Source organism: Fimbriimonadaceae bacterium, assembly GCA_019638775.1.
Taxonomy (GTDB): Bacteria; Armatimonadota; Fimbriimonadia; order Fimbriimonadales; family Fimbriimonadaceae; genus JAHBTD01.
The window spans coordinates 740,795-761,973 of the sequence record JAHBTD010000002.1 but is presented as its reverse complement, the minus strand read 5'-3'; the positions used below and the strand labels follow the sequence as shown (position 1 = coordinate 761,973).

The 21,179-nt window shown below is 52.8% G+C and carries 18 protein-coding genes; 12 read left to right on the top strand and 6 right to left on the bottom strand.

Going from position 1 to position 21,179, the window contains the following annotated elements:
- Positions 1 to 76: 76 nt before the first annotated feature.
- The 8 genes from KF784_09775 to KF784_09740 all read left to right on the top strand — a co-directional run bounded on the left by KF784_09775 (position 77) and on the right by KF784_09740 (position 10,002).
- Complete coding sequence (locus KF784_09775) at positions 77 to 3,928, top strand: RHS repeat protein (protein ID MBX3119344.1); 3,852 nt, start codon at positions 77 to 79, stop codon at positions 3,926 to 3,928.
- Positions 3,929 to 3,985: 57 nt separating this feature from the next.
- The gene (locus KF784_09770; protein ID MBX3119343.1) at positions 3,986 to 4,981 is read left to right on the top strand and encodes a hypothetical protein; all 996 of its coding nucleotides are present in this window, start codon (positions 3,986 to 3,988) and stop codon (positions 4,979 to 4,981) included.
- A gap of 125 nt (positions 4,982 to 5,106) precedes the next feature.
- Complete coding sequence (locus KF784_09765; protein MBX3119342.1) at positions 5,107 to 6,588, top strand: RHS repeat-associated core domain-containing protein; 1,482 nt, start codon at positions 5,107 to 5,109, stop codon at positions 6,586 to 6,588.
- On the top strand, positions 6,588 to 7,076 hold the full coding sequence (locus KF784_09760; protein MBX3119341.1) for a hypothetical protein: 489 nt from the start codon (positions 6,588 to 6,590) through the stop codon (positions 7,074 to 7,076). The genes KF784_09765 and KF784_09760 overlap by 1 nt, the downstream gene beginning before the upstream one ends.
- Positions 7,069 to 7,299 (top strand): hypothetical protein, encoded by a 231-nt coding sequence (locus KF784_09755; GenBank protein ID MBX3119340.1) that lies wholly within the window; start codon positions 7,069 to 7,071, stop codon positions 7,297 to 7,299. The genes KF784_09760 and KF784_09755 overlap by 8 nt, the downstream gene beginning before the upstream one ends.
- 358 nt (positions 7,300 to 7,657) lie before the next feature.
- Entirely contained in the window at positions 7,658 to 8,209 is a 552-nt protein-coding gene (locus KF784_09750; GenBank protein MBX3119339.1) for a GNAT family N-acetyltransferase, read from the top strand.
- A 40-nt stretch (positions 8,210 to 8,249) separates the two neighbouring features.
- Positions 8,250 to 9,476 (top strand): hypothetical protein, encoded by a 1,227-nt coding sequence (locus KF784_09745; GenBank protein ID MBX3119338.1) that lies wholly within the window; start codon positions 8,250 to 8,252, stop codon positions 9,474 to 9,476.
- Between the two features lie 19 nt (positions 9,477 to 9,495).
- Positions 9,496 to 10,002 (top strand): bifunctional nuclease family protein, encoded by a 507-nt coding sequence (locus KF784_09740; GenBank protein ID MBX3119337.1) that lies wholly within the window; start codon positions 9,496 to 9,498, stop codon positions 10,000 to 10,002.
- A gap of 16 nt (positions 10,003 to 10,018) precedes the next feature.
- On the opposite strand, the gene KF784_09735 is transcribed toward KF784_09740, so the two are convergent.
- The 6 genes from KF784_09735 to KF784_09710 form a co-directional block, all read right to left on the bottom strand.
- A complete protein-coding gene (locus KF784_09735) occupies positions 10,019 to 10,780 on the bottom strand; it encodes an ABC transporter permease (protein ID MBX3119336.1) in 762 nt (253 codons plus the stop codon).
- Between the two features lie 93 nt (positions 10,781 to 10,873).
- Positions 10,874 to 11,653, bottom strand: a complete 780-nt coding sequence (locus KF784_09730; GenBank protein MBX3119335.1) for a prepilin-type N-terminal cleavage/methylation domain-containing protein — start codon at positions 11,651 to 11,653, stop codon at positions 10,874 to 10,876.
- A gap of 85 nt (positions 11,654 to 11,738) precedes the next feature.
- The gene (locus tag KF784_09725) at positions 11,739 to 12,542 is read right to left on the bottom strand and encodes a hypothetical protein (GenBank protein MBX3119334.1); all 804 of its coding nucleotides are present in this window, start codon (positions 12,540 to 12,542) and stop codon (positions 11,739 to 11,741) included.
- Entirely contained in the window at positions 12,539 to 13,096 is a 558-nt protein-coding gene (locus KF784_09720) for a sigma-70 family RNA polymerase sigma factor (GenBank protein MBX3119333.1), read from the bottom strand. Before KF784_09720 ends, KF784_09725 begins: the two co-directional genes overlap by 4 nt.
- A 49-nt stretch (positions 13,097 to 13,145) precedes the next feature.
- The gene (locus KF784_09715) at positions 13,146 to 15,473 is read right to left on the bottom strand and encodes a hypothetical protein (protein MBX3119332.1); all 2,328 of its coding nucleotides are present in this window, start codon (positions 15,471 to 15,473) and stop codon (positions 13,146 to 13,148) included.
- A 28-nt stretch (positions 15,474 to 15,501) separates the two neighbouring features.
- Positions 15,502 to 16,962, bottom strand: coding sequence for a glycosyltransferase family 39 protein (locus tag KF784_09710; GenBank protein MBX3119331.1), 1,461 nt, complete (start codon positions 16,960 to 16,962; stop codon positions 15,502 to 15,504).
- Between the two features lie 131 nt (positions 16,963 to 17,093).
- On the opposite strand from KF784_09710, the gene KF784_09705 reads away from it, so the two are divergent.
- The 4 genes from KF784_09705 to KF784_09690 all read left to right on the top strand — a co-directional run bounded on the left by KF784_09705 (position 17,094) and on the right by KF784_09690 (position 21,138).
- Positions 17,094 to 18,068: a thioredoxin family protein gene (locus KF784_09705; GenBank protein ID MBX3119330.1), complete on the top strand. Its 975-nt coding sequence runs from the start codon at positions 17,094 to 17,096 to the stop codon at positions 18,066 to 18,068.
- A gap of 310 nt (positions 18,069 to 18,378) precedes the next feature.
- On the top strand, positions 18,379 to 19,458 hold the full coding sequence (locus KF784_09700) for a thiamine pyrophosphate-dependent dehydrogenase E1 component subunit alpha (protein MBX3119329.1): 1,080 nt from the start codon (positions 18,379 to 18,381) through the stop codon (positions 19,456 to 19,458).
- A complete protein-coding gene (locus KF784_09695; protein MBX3119328.1) occupies positions 19,455 to 20,468 on the top strand; it encodes an alpha-ketoacid dehydrogenase subunit beta in 1,014 nt (337 codons plus the stop codon). Before KF784_09700 ends, KF784_09695 begins: the two co-directional genes overlap by 4 nt.
- Before the next feature lie 154 nt (positions 20,469 to 20,622).
- Positions 20,623 to 21,138, top strand: a complete 516-nt coding sequence (locus tag KF784_09690) for a hypothetical protein (GenBank protein MBX3119327.1) — start codon at positions 20,623 to 20,625, stop codon at positions 21,136 to 21,138.
- Positions 21,139 to 21,179: the final 41 nt, after the last annotated feature.

Genomic DNA, 21,179 nt, shown 5'->3' with positions numbered 1-21,179 from the left:
GGTGTTTTGAAGAACCTGTGATATAAACCAGGTCATGTACGCTTCAAGGTGCTCAAAATTTGCCAAGGTAGTTAGCTTGGTGATGTGTTTTTCGCTAACCTTCAGCGCGACGTCTGCTGGACTAAGTACAGTTGGATCGACCCTGAACGAGAAGCTTCAGCAGTTCTTGCGAAGACCTGGAGTTTTCACCGATCGCCCGACCAAGATCTTTCTTGGCACGAATCCTGGAAAGGACCCGGTTTACCGGGCTGGCCGATGGACGCCAAAGACCCTTGCCGTTTTTCGCAGCATTCGCATGCAGCAGCAAGCGGATAACCCTGCGTTTTGGTTTGCCTCGATCAGCCCGTTGCTTGCTGGTGGAGTTTTCCAAGGTCCTGGAGGTTCTGGCGGCGGCGGTGAAGGCGGCGGTGAGGGCAGTGGTCGCGGAGGCGGCGCTGGCCTTGGCGCAGGTGGAGGTAGTGAAGGTGGGGCCGGCGGCTTTGGCCGAACATCAAGCGGCATGGGAGCATCCGTCAACACCCACACGGGCAATCGTTTGACGACTCTCCCGATCGTCGGTTGGTCCTCGGTCGGTCAGACTGGCGTGGGCCTCGTATTGAGCCACAGTTCGCTCGGCGATAGCTGGGTCGGCGCTTTTGGCACAGCTTGGACGCACTCCTATGAGTGGAAGATCGACTACGCGGCAAGCACCGCCATCGTCCACTACGGTGACGGCAGTGATATCGCTTACACGGAATCCGGCGGCGTGTTCTCCGCCCCGGCAGGCATCTTCGAGACTCTTGTGCACAACACGAACGGCACCTGGGAACTCAAGTCCAAGAGCGGCATTAAATATCTCTTCAACTCGGGTGGCTATCTCACCAGTATCCAGGACCGCAACGCCAACACGGTGACCATCGCGCTCAACGGCTCGAACAAGGTCAGCACCGTTACCGATCCCGGTGGCAAGGTCTTGACCTTTGCCTACGACAGCAACGGACGGGTCTCGACAATAACCGACCCGCTTAGTCGTGAGTGGAGCTTTGCCTACAGCAGCGGCGGGGACTTGACGGGCGTCACGTACCCAACCATCAACAGCACGACCCCGACGCGGACCTACGGCTACAACAGCACTCACGACATCACTTCGGAAGTGGACCTGCGCGGCAATACCTGGACGAACACCTACGATTCGACCCAGCGACAGACTGCATGGGCAGACCCGCTTTCGAACTCGACGACTTACACTTACAATTCGACCAACACGGTCATCACCCTGCCCGGCAGCCAGACCATCACCCACAACTACTCTAGCGGGCTGCTTGCTTCGGAAGTCGACCCGGCAACCTACAGCGACGCTTACACTTACGACACGAACAGGAACGTTTTGACCCACACCGACCGCAGAGGCAAGGTCTGGACGTATACCTACGACAGCAAGGGCAACGTGCTCACGGCGAAGAATCCTCTGAACCACACGACGACCATCACGTACAATTCGGCGTTTAGCCAGCCCCTGACAATCACCGATCCTTTGAGCAATGTCACGACGATGACTTACAGCTCAACAGGAAACTTGCTGACGGTGGTGGATCCTCTGAACCGCACGTCGGTAACGAACACGTATGACGCGTACGGACAGCTCTACACGACCAAAGACGCGCAGAACAACACAACGACGATCGGCTACGACAGCCACGGAAACGTAACCAGCGTGTCGGATCCGGCAAGCAACTCAACCACAGCTGCGTACAACGGACTGAACCGGATCACGTCGGTGACCAATGCACTGAGCCAAACAGCAAGCGTCACTTACGACAACTGGATGCGCAGCGTGACGATGACGAACATCGACAGCACGACGACAAGCGCTGTCTACGACAACGAAGGGCACGTGACTTCTGCGACCAACGAGCGTGGCAAGACCTCGACGATGGTCTACGACGCAGCGGGAAGGAACACTTCCTCGACCAATGCGAAGAGCGAGGCCCACACCTTTGCTTACAACAGCAATAGCTGGCTGACGAGCATCACTAACGGACGCAGCTACACGCGCACCTATGCTTACAACAGCCGTGGAGAAGTAACTTCGCTCACCATGCCCGACTCTTCGGTGGAGAGCTGGTCCTACAATGCCAACGGGCAAACAAGCGCCTACACGAACCCGCTGAGCGAAACCATCGCTTACGTTTTCGACGATGCGGGACGGCTAACCACAGTCGATTACCCCACAGGGACCGACACGACATTCACCTACGATAATGGCGATCGCCGGACTCAAATGGTGGACGGCAGCGGCACGACCGGCTGGACGTACAACGCGGCTTCGGAGTTGACGGCCTTGAGCACGCCGCAGGGCAACCTGAGCTACACGTATGACACTCTGGGCCGCCGGGCGACGATGGTCGACGGCTCCTTGACCACGACCTATAACTATAACTCGCTCTCTCAGCTCACTTCGGTGGTGAACGGGTATAGCGAAACGACCAGCTTCCAGTACGACGCTCTTGGGCGAACGACCAAGCGCACGCTCAGCAGCGGGCAGTACGAAGACTTCACCTACGACTCCATGTCTCGGGTGACGGCGATCTCGCTCAAGAACTCGTCGAACGCGGCTTTGATGAGCCAGTCGTACACTTACGACAACGGTTCCAACGTGCTCACGCACACCAAAGACAGCCTAACGACGACCTACACCTACGACGACATCGACCAGCTCCTGACCGAGGTGCGCACTGGATATTCCTGCACCTACACTTATGATGCGAACGGAAACCGGGCGACAAAGGCGTTGGGCGGGACTACGGAGACGTACAACTACGACAGTGCTGACAAGCTGACGAGTATCACGGTTGGCGGCAATACGACGAAGTCTTACAGCTACGACTCGGCGGGCAGAACAACGGCCATAACCTACGGCGGTACGGCCACGAACTTTGCCTACGACTATGAGAACCGCATCACGAGCATTACGCGATCTGGTGTCACGACCAACTCCTTCTCGTATAATGGAATGGACACACGGGTCTCCAAGACGGACTCGTCAGGCTCTTTTACATTTAAGCGAGATGGTGTGGGAGTCACGGCTCCGGTGGTTGGCGACGGCTCGGCTGTCTATACGGCGGGAGTTTCCGAACGCCGGTCCAGCACGACCACATATATCCACTCGGGCATCAAGAACGCCGAAGCACAAGGAACGACAAGCCAGACCGTTGGCGCAACCCGCCAGTACGACGCCTTCGGCAACCTGACCTCCTCTTCCGGTTCCTGGAGTGGACCCTTCGGATATGCGGGCGGGTTCGGGTACCAGGAGGACGGGGACCACGGGTACAAACTCCTTGGACACCGTTACTACGATTCCAGCACAGGAAGATTCCTGACGCGGGATCCTGTTAAGGATGGCAGGAATTGGTATGGATACTGCGGGAACAATCCAGTGAGTCAGTTGGATCCGACGGGTCTATGGTGGGAGAAAGAGATACTTCACAATGGCAAGAAACTTACCTATTGGATATTTCCCACTAACAAAGAACTCAAGGATGCTGCACGTGAGTTGTATGGACGCAAGACCAAGCTTAGATTCGATGAATATGGTCACAATGGCGGGCCGCCACATTACCATATTGGCGATGGTCAAGGCCCTGACAAATATACGCATCCTCACCTGACGACCTATGCTTACGCGGACGATGCTGCAGAAAGGTTTGCCCCAGGCTGGGAGAATTGGCGAGAGAATGCCATTAAGCGAAAGGGGAGTAGTCCTTGGAACGGTATCCTAGCCTTTGGAGGAGGAATCGCTCTCAGAGATCCTGGCATGGCAGGGCAAGGTCTCGGTGCAGCCATAGACCCAGCAGTTGGTGCAGCAGCATATGGTTACGGAGGCTGGACTAATGGAGGTAGAGCTGGATTAGACCCCGGCTTTTTCGATGATCCAGTCGAAAAGCTCTAACTTACGGCAAGATAGCAGTTTTTCTCATCTGAGAAAAACTGCTATCATGTATATATTATGAATGTATCAAAACTAACCTACAGCGATATCATTTGCAAAGAGCTGTCTAACGCCACGTCATCGATACTAAACGTATGTATAGGAAACAGTTCCTTAAGAGAATTTGACAGCGAATCCGCCATGGCACTTAGACAATATTTCCAAAAGATGCTAAATAAATCAATGCCATGGATACCAACAGTGCCTTTGATGCATGGCAAAGGAAATGACTACTTATGGAATTACTTTCCATCCGAATTGCCTCGATTCACAGACTGGGAAGATTTCAAGAAGGATATTCTTCGCTTTGATAAATTAGTCCTAATAGATGAAAATCCTATTCGCGGAGCTCGTATTGTTGATACCAAATCACTTTCTTCTGCCAATATTTCAAGTTCGGATCTATATCTTTTGCCATGGCCTGATCTAAATTGTATCTGGGCCATTGATCATGAAGGTTTCGGGCCATGGAAGATAGCTCCAAATGAACGTATTAAATTGCCTCACTCGCTATCTCAGTCAATTGATCGGAGACTCCTAAGAATAAAGCCTCAGATCACGTCTGCAGATACAGCATCATTGTATTTAAATTCAGCCGTTAGCACTTTTGAGACAATCTCTGCACGAAAAATGAATTATTTGCACAAGTGGATTATGAACCAACTCATAGAACGTGGACTTTATATTCCCGAATATGATCTACCCCAAGGTCGTGTGAGCTGGGATTTCCTCTGGAACTACATCCCAACACAACACGACTTTGATTGGCCTGGAAATGATTACGGGCGGTGGGCATACACAACAGGACCTCAAGTTCTCCTATTCTTTGAAAAGCGAGGATTGCCAGGTTTTATTGTAAATTCAAACGAAATCAATCTTAAGAATTTCGCCCCTGAACATTTTTACCTCATAGATTGGCCTGAGAAGCGTTGGTTAATGGCATTCCCAAAGGATGCTTTAAAATTTGGTGCGGATAGTGCATATGCGCCTTCTTATATTAGATTAAATAGATGAGTGTTATTTGAGATCAATTACCATTTCACAGCTTTTAATCTATACAAGTATCATCACTAAGTCAATCCGCAAGCATTATTATCCTTCACCACGACCGCGACCGCGCGACGATGGTCGGCGGCTCCTTGACCACAACTTATACCTATGACGCGTTGTCCCGGCTTACCGAGCTTGAGAACGGCTATGGCGAGTCTACAACCTTTGAGTATGACGACCTTTCGCGGCTGACGAAGCGCACGCTTCACAGCGGGCAGTACGAGGACTTCACCTACGACTCCATGTCCCGTGTGACGGCGATCTCGCTGAAGAACTCATCCAACGCAACTCTTATGAGCCAGTCGTACACATACGACAACAACTCTAACGTGCTCACGCACACAAAAGACAGCCTAACGACGACCTACACTTACGACGACATCGACCAGCTGCTTTCCGAATCCAGAACTGGCTACTCGGGCTCGTACACTTACGATGCCAATGGAAACCGTGCCACGCGCACGGTTAACAGCGTCACGGAAAGCTACAACTACGACAATGCCGACAAGCTGACGAGTATCACGGTCGGCGGCAATACGACGAAGTCTTACAGCTACGACTCGGCGGGCAGAACCACAGCCATAACCTACGGCGGTACAGCAACGAACTTTGCCTATGACTATGAGAATCGCATCACCAGCATCACCCGATCCGGCGTGACGACCAATTCCTTCTCGTATTATGGACTTGACACACGGGTCTCCAAGACGGACTCGTCAGGCTCTTTTACATTTAAGCGGGACGGTGTTGGGGTAACGGCTCCTGTCGTTGGCGACGGCTCGGCCGTCTACACGCCGGGAGTCTCTGAACGAAGCTCAAGCACGACCACATATATGCACTCGGGCATCAAGAACGCCGAGGCTCAGGGGACGACTAGCCAGACTGTCGGTGCCACGCGCCAATACGACGCCTTTGGAAATCTAACCTCCTCCAGTGGAACCTGGAACGGCCCGTTCGGCTATGCAGGCGGGTTCGGATATCAGGAGGACGGGGACCACGGATACAAGCTCCTTGGGCATCGGTACTACGATCCGAGTACGGGGAGATTTCTGACGAGGGATCCGATTAAGGATGGAAGGAATTGGTACAGTTATTGTGAAAATAATCCATTGATTTTTTCCGATCCTAATGGTCTTTACGTACGTCGTTTACTTTACTCCTGGATTATGGCATATGAGACAGAGTATGGACTGCAAAATAGGAGGCCTTTCTTTGAGTACACTACTGCGAATGAGAACAATCCAAACGATGAAATATGGCCAGGAGATAATGAACACAAAGAGCCAAATCTGAGAGATGATGTCGGACTGAGTTTAGTACAGACTGCAACTGGTGAGGGCTTGACTGCGGGAGTTCCCGGAGGACCGGCCGTTGTTGGCGGAGCAGGATGGACACTAATGAGTGCTGGAGCAACGGGTGCGCAGGGTGTACCTCCAGTCGCGAATCATAAGGCTCGAATCGAAGATTTGATTGATAATCAATTTTATGACGGAAACAATGATGGGTTAGAAGGGGATGCAGGCGAATCTTACAGGAGAAGATATGTAGAGAGCGATCGGTTAAGAAGATAATGAAAAGCGTTTGGTTGTTATCGGTGATGCTGTTTTTGATAGGCTGCGCCTCAAAGCAAGAGGGGCAGCCTATTCAGACGTTTGCTATGGGAAATTGGAGAATTCCCTATGATGATAGCATTGAGGCATCTATTTCTAATGATATGGAGCTTGTGCGTTTGAAAAAGAACAAAGCAGGGCATGGCTGGACTCTTCAGTTTTGTCTGATTGATATGCCGGCGAAGACACTAGAGCAACGCGAAATAGTGCTGAGGGAGTATCTTAAGGATAATGATCGAACAGCAACTGATATAATTGAGTCTAAGTCTGCCTCGGATCAAGGCTCTGAGATAGTACATCTGTCGACGACCTATAAAGGGCATATAGCACATACTGTTTTATTCATGAATGATTCAGTCCTTGAGGTAATTGGAGTGAACTCAAATGATTCAAGCCTGTCAGAAGATCAATTAGAAATCATTAGAGGAGTGTTTTACGTACGTGAATGAGCTTTCCAAATGGCATGTGATCATCCCTCTTCTCTTTGTAGCTATTTTTTGCTTTTTAAGAGGTGCTATAACTCTATATGAGGGGCACACGACATTTGTCAATGTTACGCTTAACTCGGGCACGGGAGCAATAAAGTATGGATTTGGATGGTTGATTACGGGAGTCTTAGTTATTATGGGAATGATTGCTTTTAACCGTTGGTGGAATGATTCTGATTATTGAGATGTTAGCGAACGGCTACAGTCCTGAGGCCTTCTTCTGATATCACGACGGTAGCGACATGGCGTTTGCCGAGGCGGGCGGGCATCTTGGACACACGTGTCCTCAACGGCAACGGGACGTGGACGTTCACGACCAAGCACGGGGTGAAGCTGAACTTCAACAGCTCCGGCTACATGACGAACATCCAGGACAGCAACGCCAACACAGTGACCATTGCGCTCAACGGCTTGAGCTATGTCAGCACTGTCACTGATCCCAGGGTGAAACTCTCCATGCTTAGGATAGGCAGAGATGGGTGGGGCGGAAAAGGCCAAGACACAAGCCGCGCCACACTCATAACTTCCAGTTACAATAACACATGGCTTGGCAAGGTCAAAAAATCCAGCTCGTCCCTCTGGACTATGAAAAGCACTTTGAGAACTGTCTCCGTTGGATCAACGATCCGGAGATCACCGAGTACTTGGCTCATCCCGAGCACCCCATGACGCGCCTTGCCGAGAAGAACTGGTTCGACGCCGTATGCGCCGGAAGGGATAACGACATCATGTTCGCCATCGAGACGCTTGACGGGCGGCACATCGGCAACAGTGGACTGCATCAGATCAGCCACATGCACAAGACTGCCGTTACAGGAACGCTTATTGGCGAGCGGGAAGAGTGGGGAAGGGGATACGGAACGGATGCCGCCCGAACTCGTGCCCGCTATGCATTTGACGTGTTGGGGTTGCGAATGCTGATGTCTGAGTTTTTCGTTGGAAATATCGGGTCAGAGAAGATGCAGGCGAAGGTCGGCTATGTGCAGGCAGGGGTGATTCCGGCGCGATATTGGCGACGGGGAAGGTATATGGATGCCGTTCAGACCTACCTGACCAAGGAAGCGTTTGAGGAAGCCCTAGGGCGAGCAAACTGACCGCATCGAACAGACTCAAAGAGACGTCTATAATGGCGTTATGCTGTCGTTTTTGCCGGCCCTCGTATTCCTTGCTCTCCCCGGACAGGATAGCTTTTCAACACCCATGCAAGTTGTGGAAACACAACGCCTTGCGCTCACGCCAAAGATCGACGGCAAGCTGGACGTTGAGGAGTGGGATGAGCTGGCGCGAGGCTCGTATATGCAGTGGGAGCCGGATCGGCTTTATGCGGCATGTTTGGTCGCGGAAGGCGATACGGCTGTCGTCAGTTATGATTTCAAGAACAACGGTTGGCTGGTAGGGAAGGACAACCTTGAAATCCGGGTTGGGATAGTTGAGGGTAAGCCGGTTGTCAAAGTTCGGGTGCTTGATGCATCAAATCCCAACGCACCGACCTGGACCGACGACGAGAGATACCGGCTCACTGTTCAAGTGGCATCACAACCGACCGAAGGCGGTTGGTTTGTAGAAACGTCGGTGGAGGATCCCGGCGACGACTCGCTTCCTGCGGATAACGGCAAGACGATTGGTGTGCGGGTAGACACCGTTGCGGCGAATACGGAGGGCGAGGCGCTTACTCCCCGGATCATGACGCCGGTCGAGCTCACTTACAACCGAGGCTCGAACGTGCCCGGCGGCATGAAGTGGAACGTCCAGGTGATTACAAGAACCACAAGCCCGGCATCGAATTATCGCATCCGAGTGACGTTCAACGGTACCAACGATCTGGGGTTAAAGATGATCGGTATGCGAACTGAAGGATTTGGCAGAGACGAAGCGCTGACCTTTGAGAAGCCATTCCCAAGGTTTGATAACAAGGGACGCGCATTCGTGGACTATGAGACCACCGTTCCGGCTACTTCGACAGAGGGGTATCGATTGTTGCGAGTCATCGTCACGGATCAAACGGGGCAGTCGGCTGTTCTTAAAACCTCCTGGGAGGTCGCGCCGGTCGTCGAGTTCGATCTGGTTCAGCCAGCGCGTCGCTCGGTTAACAATATCGACGTCGTGGCGAAGTTCTCCTGTTACGTCAAGTCGAATACACAGGATCGCGTTGAAGGAAGATTCCACGTGTACGTGCCTGAGGGCTGGGATGTTCAAAGTGGCCAAGACACCGACTTCTTTATCGCCAATGCACGCGGAAGCTCTCGTCGGGTTTTTGAGGTCCGCATCCCCAAAGACACGGCTGGAACCTTTCCTTTCCGACTTGAGGCAAAGGTCGGAAGCAAGGTGATCCGACGCTTGGTGTGGGTAACCATCGGCTAGGCGGGGGTATCGTAAGGGTATGGCCGACGAGCGCGAACCGTCTGACGATCAAGGCGATTTCTCTGAGCCACCGCCATTCTTTCCGGTCGACTTCAATGAGCATGTCCGGGAGCCAGGCTCCTTGGGCAAACTCATTCAGGTGCAGATCGACGGCGTTTTTGCCTCAGAGACAAACGGTCAGACCACGCGATTTGTCTTGGTCACCGACGGACGTCGGCGCTTGCCTATCGTGATCGGCCCGTTTGAAGCGCAGGCGATCAGCCTTCCACTTGATGGCGCCGTTCCAGACCGCCCGATGACGCACGATCTTTTTAAGACGATCGTTGATCGAGTTGGTGGAGATGTTGACCGGGTGGTGATCGATGACCTTTGGAATGCCATCTACTACGCAAAGGTTTATTTGAAGGTGAGTAAAGATGAGTTTGAGATCGATGCCCGCCCGTCCGATGCCATCGCAATCGCCGTCCGCTTCGACGCACCAATTTATGTTGCCGAAGGGATCCTCGATATGGCGATCGAGGATTGATTAACTCGGGACAGGCCTAACTCAACGGGTGAAATTCCGCCGCCGCGTCGTGGATTGCAAGCTGAGCAGAGAGCAACTCTGCCTTCTTGCGCGGGATTCCGGTAAGCAGTACGGCTGGCAGATCTTCGAGGATGTTCTTCACCTGATTTCGGTTGAGGGCCAACATCGTTTGCAGGGTCGCTATGACCTCTTCCGTCTTGTTGCCTTGAGCAACTAAAACCAACTCGTAGAGCCGCTCGTCGTCGGTGATGGCGTACGCGCGGGCAACGTGACGCTGCTGAGCTCCCGTGGAAAGGGGAATCTCACGGTCGCAACTCTCGCAAACAAGCAGGTCGTTCTTCTCGCTATAGTAGTTGAGCGTGTTGCAATAACCGCACCGTACTTGCTCTACAGGCAGGACTTTGCCGTCGAGAACAGGGACCAGTCGGTTGCACTTTACACATCGAAAGTCTTCGGTGGGGAACTCAGTGAATTCGTTCTTCGCTTTGCATTCATCGTAGACGCAGGTGATTCTAATTCCCGTGACCTTGCGAGCCTGGAGAGCAGTGTAAGCTCCATATAAGATTCCAGCAACTCCGGCGATCATCATCACCCAGGCAAAGCCGATCATTGTGCCGCCCTCGCGCTGATAGTAGTAGAAAAGCATGCCGATGAGCAGGGCAATGATCCCGCCGATGCCAAAGAGCAACGATTTCTCGCCGATCACTTCCAAAACGTCCGACTTTCTTTTGAACATACCGATCCAAGTCTCCGTGCCGTTGCCGGGAATATCCGTCATTACAACAGACGAACAAATCTGCCCTTCTGAACAGCAAAAAAGAATCGGGCCGAGAATTCTCGCGGCCCGATTCATTGTAACACGCCGGACTACTTAGCGGAAGCGGAAAATAACGCCTGATTCAAAGCTGTTCATGTGAGCAGCCGAGTATGTCTTCGTGTGGCCGTCCGCAAAGATCATTGGGCTTCGCCCGTCGTCCTTGCCCGTACGCTGATACCGGCAATAGATAGGCTTGAGCTGCGCTGGAGTAAGAGCAGTAAGCTCAACGATCAGGTCACGGTCGGAAATCAGCGGCAACCCTTTTAGCGGATCACTCGGATGCGTTGGCCCATTGTAAGGGTTGAAAGTATAGCCACGGTAGTTGCCGGTTGTTTTGTTCGGAGTTGTGGCGAACAAAGCTACTCGGGAGCTTTCGTCAGCCTGCGAGAAGTTAGCTGCTGAAGTGAAGCCTTCACAGCCTGGCCCACCTGCACCTTGCACACAGCCGAGGGGATCATACGATGTCGCCTCGTTATATCCAATCGATTGGTTTCGGCGGTTAGCCCAGTTGCTGGCGAAGGTTCCGTCCGATCCCGGGGCTACAAAGAGCTGTTCGTTTTTCACGTAGGGGTTGGTAAGCGAGGGCCAAAGAATGGGATCGACAGAAGGGTCTGTGGTTCTTAGAGAGCACGGCACAAAATAATCGTCATAGTCGTTCGCATACATCATGACGCCCATCGAGAGTTGTCGCATTTGAGCGATGGCTCGGGTTACAAGCGCGGCTTCCTTGGCTCGTGCAAACACGGGAAAGAGGATCGCAGCAAGGATGGCGATGATCGCGATGACGACAAGCAACTCTATGAGCGTAAAGCCGATATGACGTGTTCTCTTCATGTACATGACCCCACTGGTGCAACTCTAATTATGCAACCTAGATGTAGCGACGGTCTTGAAGGAACCAAACGTTCCGGCAATAATGTCAGTTTTCGTCGCTATCGGGTTGACCATTATTGGGTCGAGTACGCGCGTCTATTCCGACATTGCTCCCAGCATCCCTTGAGTCGCTGGCTTTTGGCGCTGTGCTTTTATCAACCGCTGGAATCAAGAGATACTCACGACCGCCTTGCTTTAACGGCGTAAAGCCGAACTTCTGCCCAAGATCGGCAAGGATCTCTCCAATCGTCATGTCCTTGTAGTCAACGGTTATCGTCGGGTTTTCAAATCCAGGTGCAACCTGAACATCGGCGTTGCATTGAAGGCCGATCATTTCTAAAGCACTCACCAGGCCGACATCTTCCAACTTGACGGTGTATCTTCCTTCCATTTGAACGGGAGGAGGAGTCTGTAGGTTTGGTTGGTTGGGTTGAACGTTCGTTGTCGGTGGTGTGTTTTGGCGGTATTCAAGCGTGTTGCCCGAGCCATCAAATCTTTCCGTTGTCGCCACCGGTGCAGAAGTGTTCGGCTTGTCGCTTTTTGGGTTAAAAACGTACATCCCGCCAAAGAATGCTGCCGATGCGAGGGCGCTAAGTAATGCCGCAACAGGGACCCAACTGAGCCGATGTCGGGTGAGCCTTACGGGAGCCTGGGTCGGCCGAAATCGCTGAGTGAGAATGGCGCTGTTCTCCGGCTTCGAACTTTTTAGAGCCCGTACCATGGCAAGGCGCTTACCCAATTCGTACTTGTGTACGGGGTAGCGCGCTTCAAAGTTTTCGACTGCTGTCATGTCGCCCGATTCGGCGACAGCCCACATCAGCGAGTCGATTTCTGGCGGAATCTTTTTCATTCGGTCTCCTCGTAAAGCGCTCGAAAGCGCTCCCGCGCCCTGTAAAGCCGTGTTTTGGCGGCGTTTGCGTTGCAGCCGATGCTGTCGGCGATTTCGTTTAAGGACAGCTCTTCCCAATAAAAGAGAATCAGGATCGCCCTATCCTGTGGCACCAGTTGGGCCATCGCTGTCTCCACCCTTGGATCGGAGCTGATAGGCGATTCTTGAATGCTCTGAGCGATGGCTTCGTCAAGCTCAGTAGTTCGGGGGCGGTGCTTCTGCTTGCGCGTTTCTTGAATGCTGCGATTAACGGCAATCCGAAAGAGCCAGGTGCTGAATTTCGCCCTTCTATCGAACTTATGAAGGTTGCGATAGACGAGTGTAAAAATCTCCTGCACAGCGTCTGTAGCCTCTTCAACGTCAAAGAGAATGCCACGCGCGATCGCGAAGACCTTATCGAAGTACTTTGTGTAGAGCGACTCGAAGCTGTCGCTATCACCACCGAGAAAACGTTCGACGAGAATGAGATCCTCGTCGAACCCGCCTGTCCTTGATTTGTCAAGAATGACCGACACCACCTTTTGTTAGACGCAGGGGTTCTCGGTCATGTCACCGAGTCCTGGCTTAACTTACGCGAGGCGGCTTATTGCCGCCTCCACCAACTGTAACTTTAACATTTTCGCCCCCGCGCCCAGGTTTAGAGTTCAGATTTTCGAGCATCTTCTGAACCCGCTCGCGGAAGGTTGCTGGAAGTTGCTCATATTGCATGAGACTTCCTGAGCCTTCGATCCGATTATCCTCAAGCGAGCGCGACATCGCTGCGATCGGGCTGAAAAGGAACTCAAAGTTTAATCGCGACATGGTCGCCGGAACAAACTTCTCGTATTTCGGCATGGAAACCGGTCCTTGAAGGTTGCCTTGAGAAGCGATCCAGCTTTGCATCGCATACTCCTCAGCCGACATGAACTTAGATTCTGAACCATCGGCGTTGCTTGCATACACACCTTCGTCGTTGGAGATGCTGAGATTGATCATCGCATCGCGTGGAACGCCGGTCGGCATAAACTCGGTCCTTTCGTCGAGTAGCTTTGTCGGTCCCATTCCCATAAATCCGGACATACCACCCCCGAGGTTCGCCATAGTGACAAACACGGCTTCTTCACTCTTTCCTTGGCGAGGAGGCGCTGGTGGATTTGGATTGATGTATCGCGGGCCGGAGACATCGTCATAGACCATGCGGTCAAGGATGCCCATCTGGAACGGATTGAGGTTGGAGGCTCTCACCCGACCTGCGGTGAGCATGTCGCGTCGCTGCTGTGGGTTCATCGAGCCGTAAAGCTTAAGGAGATTCCAGTTATAGGGGCTTTGCCCAGATAGGTAGCCGCCAGCCGTTTTGTTCACCACATTCAAGTAAGGAATCTCAAACCCATCTCTCTGAAGGGGAGCGCCGTGGCGTGACGCATATTCAGCGGCTTCATCGAGTGGAAGTGTTGGGCGGTTCTTAACCGATCTCAATAATTGTCCAGCCGGGAGCCTGTCGGCCCGATCAAGTCTCGCAAGAGGTGAGAATCGTGGCGTGACGACCATCCATCCATCTTTTGTTTCAGTTTCCATCTTCAAGGTTGATGAAAGGATGTTACGGAGTTCGGTTGGTCGAGTATTGATCACCGCTCGACGAGAAAGGGGGATTAAAAGCGAGTCGGGAATGCTTGCCACAATGTTCTGACCATTCGCCATTCCGGAAAGGAACTCGGATACGGCAAAGCTTAAGGGGTCGTATTTTTCAGGTTCAAGGATCTTGGCGAGCAACTCAGGGGTTGGTTTGACTTTGGGCTGGAATCCCTGCGCCGGCTCTGACTCGACCAACTTGATTCCGATAGCCTCCGTAACGAACGTCCCCCCGCCTCCGCTGCTGAACGTAAAGTGCACATTGTCGTTGGAAGCTGTGGTCCCCATCAATTGGGCATGAAGTTTTGCTTCGTCGGAGAGCTCTATCGGCTTTTCGCTGCTATCAACTGTTAGCGGTTTCGATTTATCTTCGATTCGCCCAGAAATCATGGTTGACGCTGAAGCAGCGATGTTGCCTTCCTGGTCGGCCACAAGAATCTGCGCTTGCACGTCATCGCTGTCCTCAAACCTCTGGAGGACAAGAAGGATTTTGCTGATGCCTCCCTTGATCTCATTTGAGGTCTGGCCTCCCGGTCCCAAGAAAAGAAACTTTCCTGGCATAACTTCCGTCTGGGCCTGCTTTTGTTTGAGCACGTATGCTTGATGCTCTGCGGCAAAATTCTGAAGCTCTCTCAAAGCTGCGCCCGGCATTGCTCGCTGAACTCTTGTTGGGGCGCTTGCGTAAACGACTCGCGTGCCTTCACCCATAGCCGCAATGTCGTTTACATTCATTCGACTCAATACGGCAATCAGCGCTCTTCCAACCGGCGTTTCCCCTAACTTTGGCGGTGGGGGAAGTCGATACTCTTGAAGACCGTTCTCGTTCTCGATCTTCATGGTCGAGCTGACAATCTGCTCGCCCTTAGCTTCGCTGCTCGTTGAACCAGCAGGGGCCTTCAGCTTTGAAATGGCGTCTGTCATCGCTGCGGCTCGTGCGTTTAGATACTTCCGCTCCTGCGTGTTGGACAAACCTTGCGACCGACTGAGTCGATAGCCGGTGCTATCCTTCACCCATTCGGCGTCGCTCGCTTGAGCGATTTTCTCCATGAGCTGCTGCACTGTGACGTCTTTGACAGACACCAGCAGGACATCATTTGCCGTTTGCGGAGTAACGTTAAAGGCAATGCCGGTCTCTTTCTGGAGAATCGGCATTAAGTTCTTCATCGTGGTCGCGTGTACCGCGAACGTAATCTTCTTTTGCAGGGGGTCTTCCTGCACGGGGCGGGCCCAGCAAACGCCCGTGAGAGCCAGTACGGCAATGATAAGTTCAACGCGCTTTTTCATAACATGCCTCTAAGAAGCCTTTCGTAGATTATACGTCCTGACGCAAAAGAACGGTTCCCGATAGACCCGCTGTCGCAGTTTGAACCCGTCTCTCAAACTCCGAAGGAAGGGTCGTTAAGATATAGATGTTCAATCCTATCATGATCGCTCCTAAGACTCCAAGGGCGAGGGTTTGCTTGAACTTCGGAATCGCAGTGACCCCACAGCCGACGGCAATGGCGATAGACGCAATCGCAGGCAGGAGATATCTTGCCTGTGCCTGGAAGTATTGGATATTGAAGCGGATGAAGAGCAAAAGAACGACGATGAAGAAAACGGATAAGGCAAGTCGCACAATTGCAGCTTCCTGAACCTCGGACCTTCTTCGACCAAGGATGTTGGAGATGAGTAATCCAAGGAGACACAACCCCAGCACCGCGTAGAGCGGGGAAGGCAGGAAGATGTCCATGTAGCCGAACACTCCAAAGAAGCTCCTAAACGTCCACCAGCCCGTCCATCGTATCGTATAATCGTAAACTGCGCTAGCAGGCAATCCCTCTTTGCGAACGACCTCCTCATTAAGCTGTCTCGGTGTGATGTCGGGCTTGGATTCGACGATTTGGCTAGCGGCTGCGTTAAATCGTGGATCCGTTTGGATGAGTTGGGATACGATGAGATCGGTTGGTTTGGCTGTCCCGGTGAAGGCTTGATCGAACGCCTTCATCGCTAGAGGGTCGCCATAGAGATTTTGGTTTCTCACCCACCAGGGTGCCGCAAGGACAATCATCAATCCAACTGCGGCTGCTAAGGGTTTGATTTCAAGCTTGAGCTTGCCAGTATCTCGCCTAATCAAGAACAAACATGCAAGAGCCGGAAGAAGCGCTATTGCTGACGTCTTGGTGAGCAGAGCCAACCCTGCCAGCAGACCAACAAGCAAGCCTGAGCTAAGGGTCCAGCCATCTCTTGATGCTCTAGCCCCAAGTGCCAAGGCCCATGTGCACAGGGCGATGAGGAGAACATCATTGGTGATGGCGGCGCTCAACGCGACATTCATCGAGAGGAGCGCAGCAAATGCAGCGGCCAGCAGCCCGATAGACTCGTTGCGAAATCCCCAAAGTCCGATGAAGAAGATGCCCGCTATCGCCAGTGCGCCAAGAAGCGCGTTCAGCCCTCTCAAAACCAAACCCGTTGATCTCTCCTCGACGTCGGTTTGGCCCGTTACCTTGGCGATTCCAGCGGACAGCAGATAGTAAAGAGGAGGCTGGTGGCTCTGATACGTTTCGTAGAGATCGGGGCTGCCTGGTTTGAAAACGGGGAAGCCTTTGCCGTCGAGCAGATGCTGGACATAGTTCGCGTGCTGACGCTCGTCGGGTGCTCCGATGTCCTGAGCGGGAGCGCCACCTTGAAATCTTAATATTCCTGCAGTTCGATAAGGTGTGATTGTCGAATAAACAAGAGCAAGCCCGAAGTGAAACAACAAAATGAGAATTAGCCAGCGTTTCCAGTCCATAATAGTAAAAACCTGAAAATGATCTATGGCCTGTATACGTCATTCAGTTTAGGCCTGATGTATTATTGTGGTCAAGCAACAGTATTCGTTGCCCGAGACGCAGACAGGTTCTGAGGGAGAAACTAGAAATCATGAGAAAGCTTAAATGGACCCTTGGGGTAGCGGCAATCGCCGTGTTGGCGCTTGCACAAGGCGGCAGCCAGCTCCTGGGCGGCTATAACAAGGCAATGACCGAGGCACAGACCCTGAAGGCAACCTATACCCTCCAGGTTCTTGGCGGCACGGCCAACCAATATTCAATCGACTTTTCAAAGCCGAACTTGGCCCGGATTGAAACGCAGGCAGAGACAATCGTCGCTGATGGCAAGTTCGTCACGCGATATGACAAGAAGACGAACACCTATTACAAGGATGCTCAAACACCTGCTCTGTTGAGCGAAGTGATGAGCGACGATGCCTTCAATGTTTGGGCACCGTTCTTCGACGAAAAGGCGCTTAAGCCCGTAAGCTCCAAGAGCCTTGGCAGCAAGAACCGAAAAGGCATGACTCTCAACACTGTTGAGGCAACTTTTGGTGGCGGCAAGGTCATGACTCTGTACATCAACTCGGAAGACAACACAGTCCGACAAGCTGAGCTCAAGTACAAGGATATGGAGAAGCCCGTTCTTATGGACACCAAGTCCTTCGAGATCGGCGCGAAGGCAGGCGATGCCTCCATGTATGCGTTCAAGGCGCCCGCTGGCGCTCAAGAGCTTACGATGGATCAGCGCATGTCGGCTAAGTGGTATTACGACCTTGATGAAGCGATGAAGGATGCGGCCCGAAGCGGACGCAAAATCTTCTGCGACTTCATGGCGTCGTGGTGCGGCCCGTGCAAACTGCTCGATCGTGAAGTGCTGCAAACCGAAGATTTCAAGCAGGAATACAGCAAGAACTTTGTTTTCCTCAAGATCGACGTCGACCAGCAGCCCGCCGTCTCCCAAAAGTACGGCATCACGGCTATGCCCACGCAGATGATTCTCGACAAGGACGGCAACGTGCTTGGCAAGGTTGTCGGCTACGGCGGCCCGCAGGGCTTCTACAACTTCATCAATCAGTATCGGTAAGACCCTGATTGAGACCATTTATCGGGCGGAAGGGAACTCCCTTCCGCCCGATTGCATTTGAAGGGTGTCGGAACAGAAGGAAGCATCAAAAATAAACCGGCAGTAAATTGTCCGCAATTTTTGATACCAAGAGTCCTATACCCTGTCTCTTTGAACCTAATGGTCCGACCATTTTACTAGGGCGTCAGGTAGACTTGAACCCTGATTTCTGGCGGCGGAGTCCGCCTAATCGAACGGAGACCACGGCAAATTGGCTTCAAAAACGAGTAGCGCTGTAACGGCGCCGCAAACACGACTCAGGGACGGGTACGTGGACAACGCAAGCGAACTGTTGACCAAGGATCAGCAACTTGAAATGCTGATGCACCTTTACTTGGCCAGGTATTTCGATGTCCGCCTCATCAAGGAGAAGAAAAGAGGACGCTTGAAAGGCACCCTTTACTCCTCCCATAACCAAGAAGCCATTATCGTTGGCTCAATCTACGGACTGAAGGGCACCGACTGGATCAGCCCGATCCACCGCGACATGCCCATGTTCTTCCTCAAGGATGCGGCAGGAGGCCGTCTGCGTGACCCAGAGCGGTACGGTATGTCTATCGAAGAGGTTTGCGGGCAGGTTTGGGGCAAAGTCACCTCTCCGGGCCGTGCAAGGGACAACTGGTCGCACATCGGCAGCAAGAGGGCAAAGATCATCCACAGCACCTCCATGCTCGCGGGCACGATCCCGGTCGCTGCAGGTGTGGTTTATGCCGACAGATTGAACGGGGGAGATTCCGTCGCCTTGACCTTTAATGGCGAGGGCTCGACAGCCCAAGGCGTATTTCACGAGGCCATTAATTTTGCCGCAGTCCACAAGCTCCCTATGATTACCGTCATCGAGAATAACCAGTGGGCTTATGGTACACCGACGAACCTTGAGTATCCGCTTGAGGACTTCGCTCGTCGCGCCGATGGGTACGGAATTCCGGGTCTGGTCGCCGATGGTCAAAACGTTTTTGATGTTTACGACAAAGTCATGTGGGCAGTCGAGTACGCCCGCGCTGGGAACGGTCCAAGCATCATTGAGTGTAAGACCTTCCGAGCGTATGGACACGGAGACCATGATGATGACCGCGCTGCAAAATACCGACCGAAGGACGAAGTTGACGACGGTCGATCTCGCGACCCGATCGCGGTAGCAAAAAGGCTCCTCCTTGAGAAGGGCGTGATCAACCAAGCGCAGAGCGATAACCATATGGCAGAAGGGAAGAGCGCGGCTGAAGTTCGCGATGACGATTTCCCCGAAGAAGTGGTCGCTTACCTCAAACAGGGCGTCGAGTCCGCCGTTGGAGCGCCGCTACCTTCGGCTGAAGAAGGTGGAATGTGGGTTTTTAAGGGAGACGAAGCATGAGCCCAGTTACTGAGCATGCAGCAGCAGTCAAGAAGAATTATTTGACCGCGATTAACGAAGCTCTGCTTGAAGAGATGTCCACCAACCCGGACATGATCTGCATTGGTGAGGACATCGGCTTGCTTGGTGGCGCCTTTGGTGTTACAGACGGTCTTCAATCCAAGTTCGGCGCTTCGCGAGTCATGGACGCACCGATCAGCGAAGCTGCGATTGTGGGATCGTCAGTTGGAATGGCGCTGAACGGCAAGACCGTGATGGCAGAGATGCAGTTCATCGATTTCATCTCGTGCGGATTCGATCAGATCGTCAACATGATGGCGACGTATCACTACCGCACAGCTGGCGAAGTGAACTTACCTATTGTTCTGCGTGGTCCAGCAGGCGGCTACGGCGGAGGCGCCCTTTATCACAGCCAGATGAATGAGGCGTGGTTTGCCCATTCACCGGGAATTAAGATTATTTGCCCCTCTACCCCTTACGACGCCAAGGGGATGATGAAGTCGGCGCTGCGAGATGGCAACCCTGTCATCAGCTATGAAATCAAGCAGCTGTATCGACTCAATCAGATTGCTGAAGAGCTGCCCGATGAGGACTACACCGTTCCGCTCGGCAAGGCTGCAATCCGACGTGAAGGTTCGGACGTGACCATGGTCAGCTATGGCCAAAACGTTTATCACTGCCTTCAAGCCGCCGATAAGCTTGCCGAAGCAGGCGTTCATGCCGAAGTCATCGACATCCGAACTCTCGTTCCGCTCGATGAGGATACGATTTTGGAATCGCTGGCGAAAACGAATCGTATCGTGGTCGTCAACGAAGCGGCAAGAACATGTGGCTTTGCTGGCGAAATCGTAGCCCGGATATCCGATCTCGGATTTGAGTATCTGGACGCTCCTCCATTACGGGTGACACGTCTTGATACGCCGGTACCGTGGGTTCAGCCCCTTGAGAGCTTTGTTCTTCCTTCGGTAGACCAGGTTGTTGAAGCCTGTCTGCGAGTTGTGAAGTACTAAGTCTGCCTGCAACCGGTCCTAAGGGAGCGTAGTACATACTCACGACATGCTCGTGTACTCGCCGTTACCACCTTGGCTGCGAAAAGTCATTGCCGCGGGTTTGGGGTGTGCAGGGTTGATCCTCTTGGGTTTAGCTGTCATATCAAGGGATCTCGTGTGGCTGGTACCAGCATCGGCAATCGGCGTCATATCGTGGTCGGTGCTCAACCTGCACTGGCATCTTAAAGTCGATACCGATGCCAAGTGGTATGACCTTCGCATAGGAGTCGGAAGATTCGGATTGCACAAGCAGGGCTCGCTTGAAGATTTTGCTCGCATAGAGATCGATTACGTATTGTCCACAAGCCGGTCCTTGGTCAGGCATGAATTTGCCGTAGTTGTCGTCTTTAGAAGCATTCCGCGTGCTTACAGCAAGGCGTTTGCAGCCTTTGTCAAGCTCGAACATGATAGGGTATTGCGGTATCGAATTGGCTCCTACGATGAACTCTATCAAGCTCTCGGGGCAGCATCGACTCTATCTGAAGCGAGCGGTGCTCCGATCATCGAAATGCCAGCTCTTTTGGGCCTCCGCTGGAAACTAACCGGCTCAGCGCCGCTGAACGTTGACCAGACTGCTGATCCGTCGCAAAACGTACAACTCGAAGAAGCCGACAAATCTGATGCCGATTGATCAGATCACTCGTCACCGAGGGCGATTCTTCTTCCAAAGAG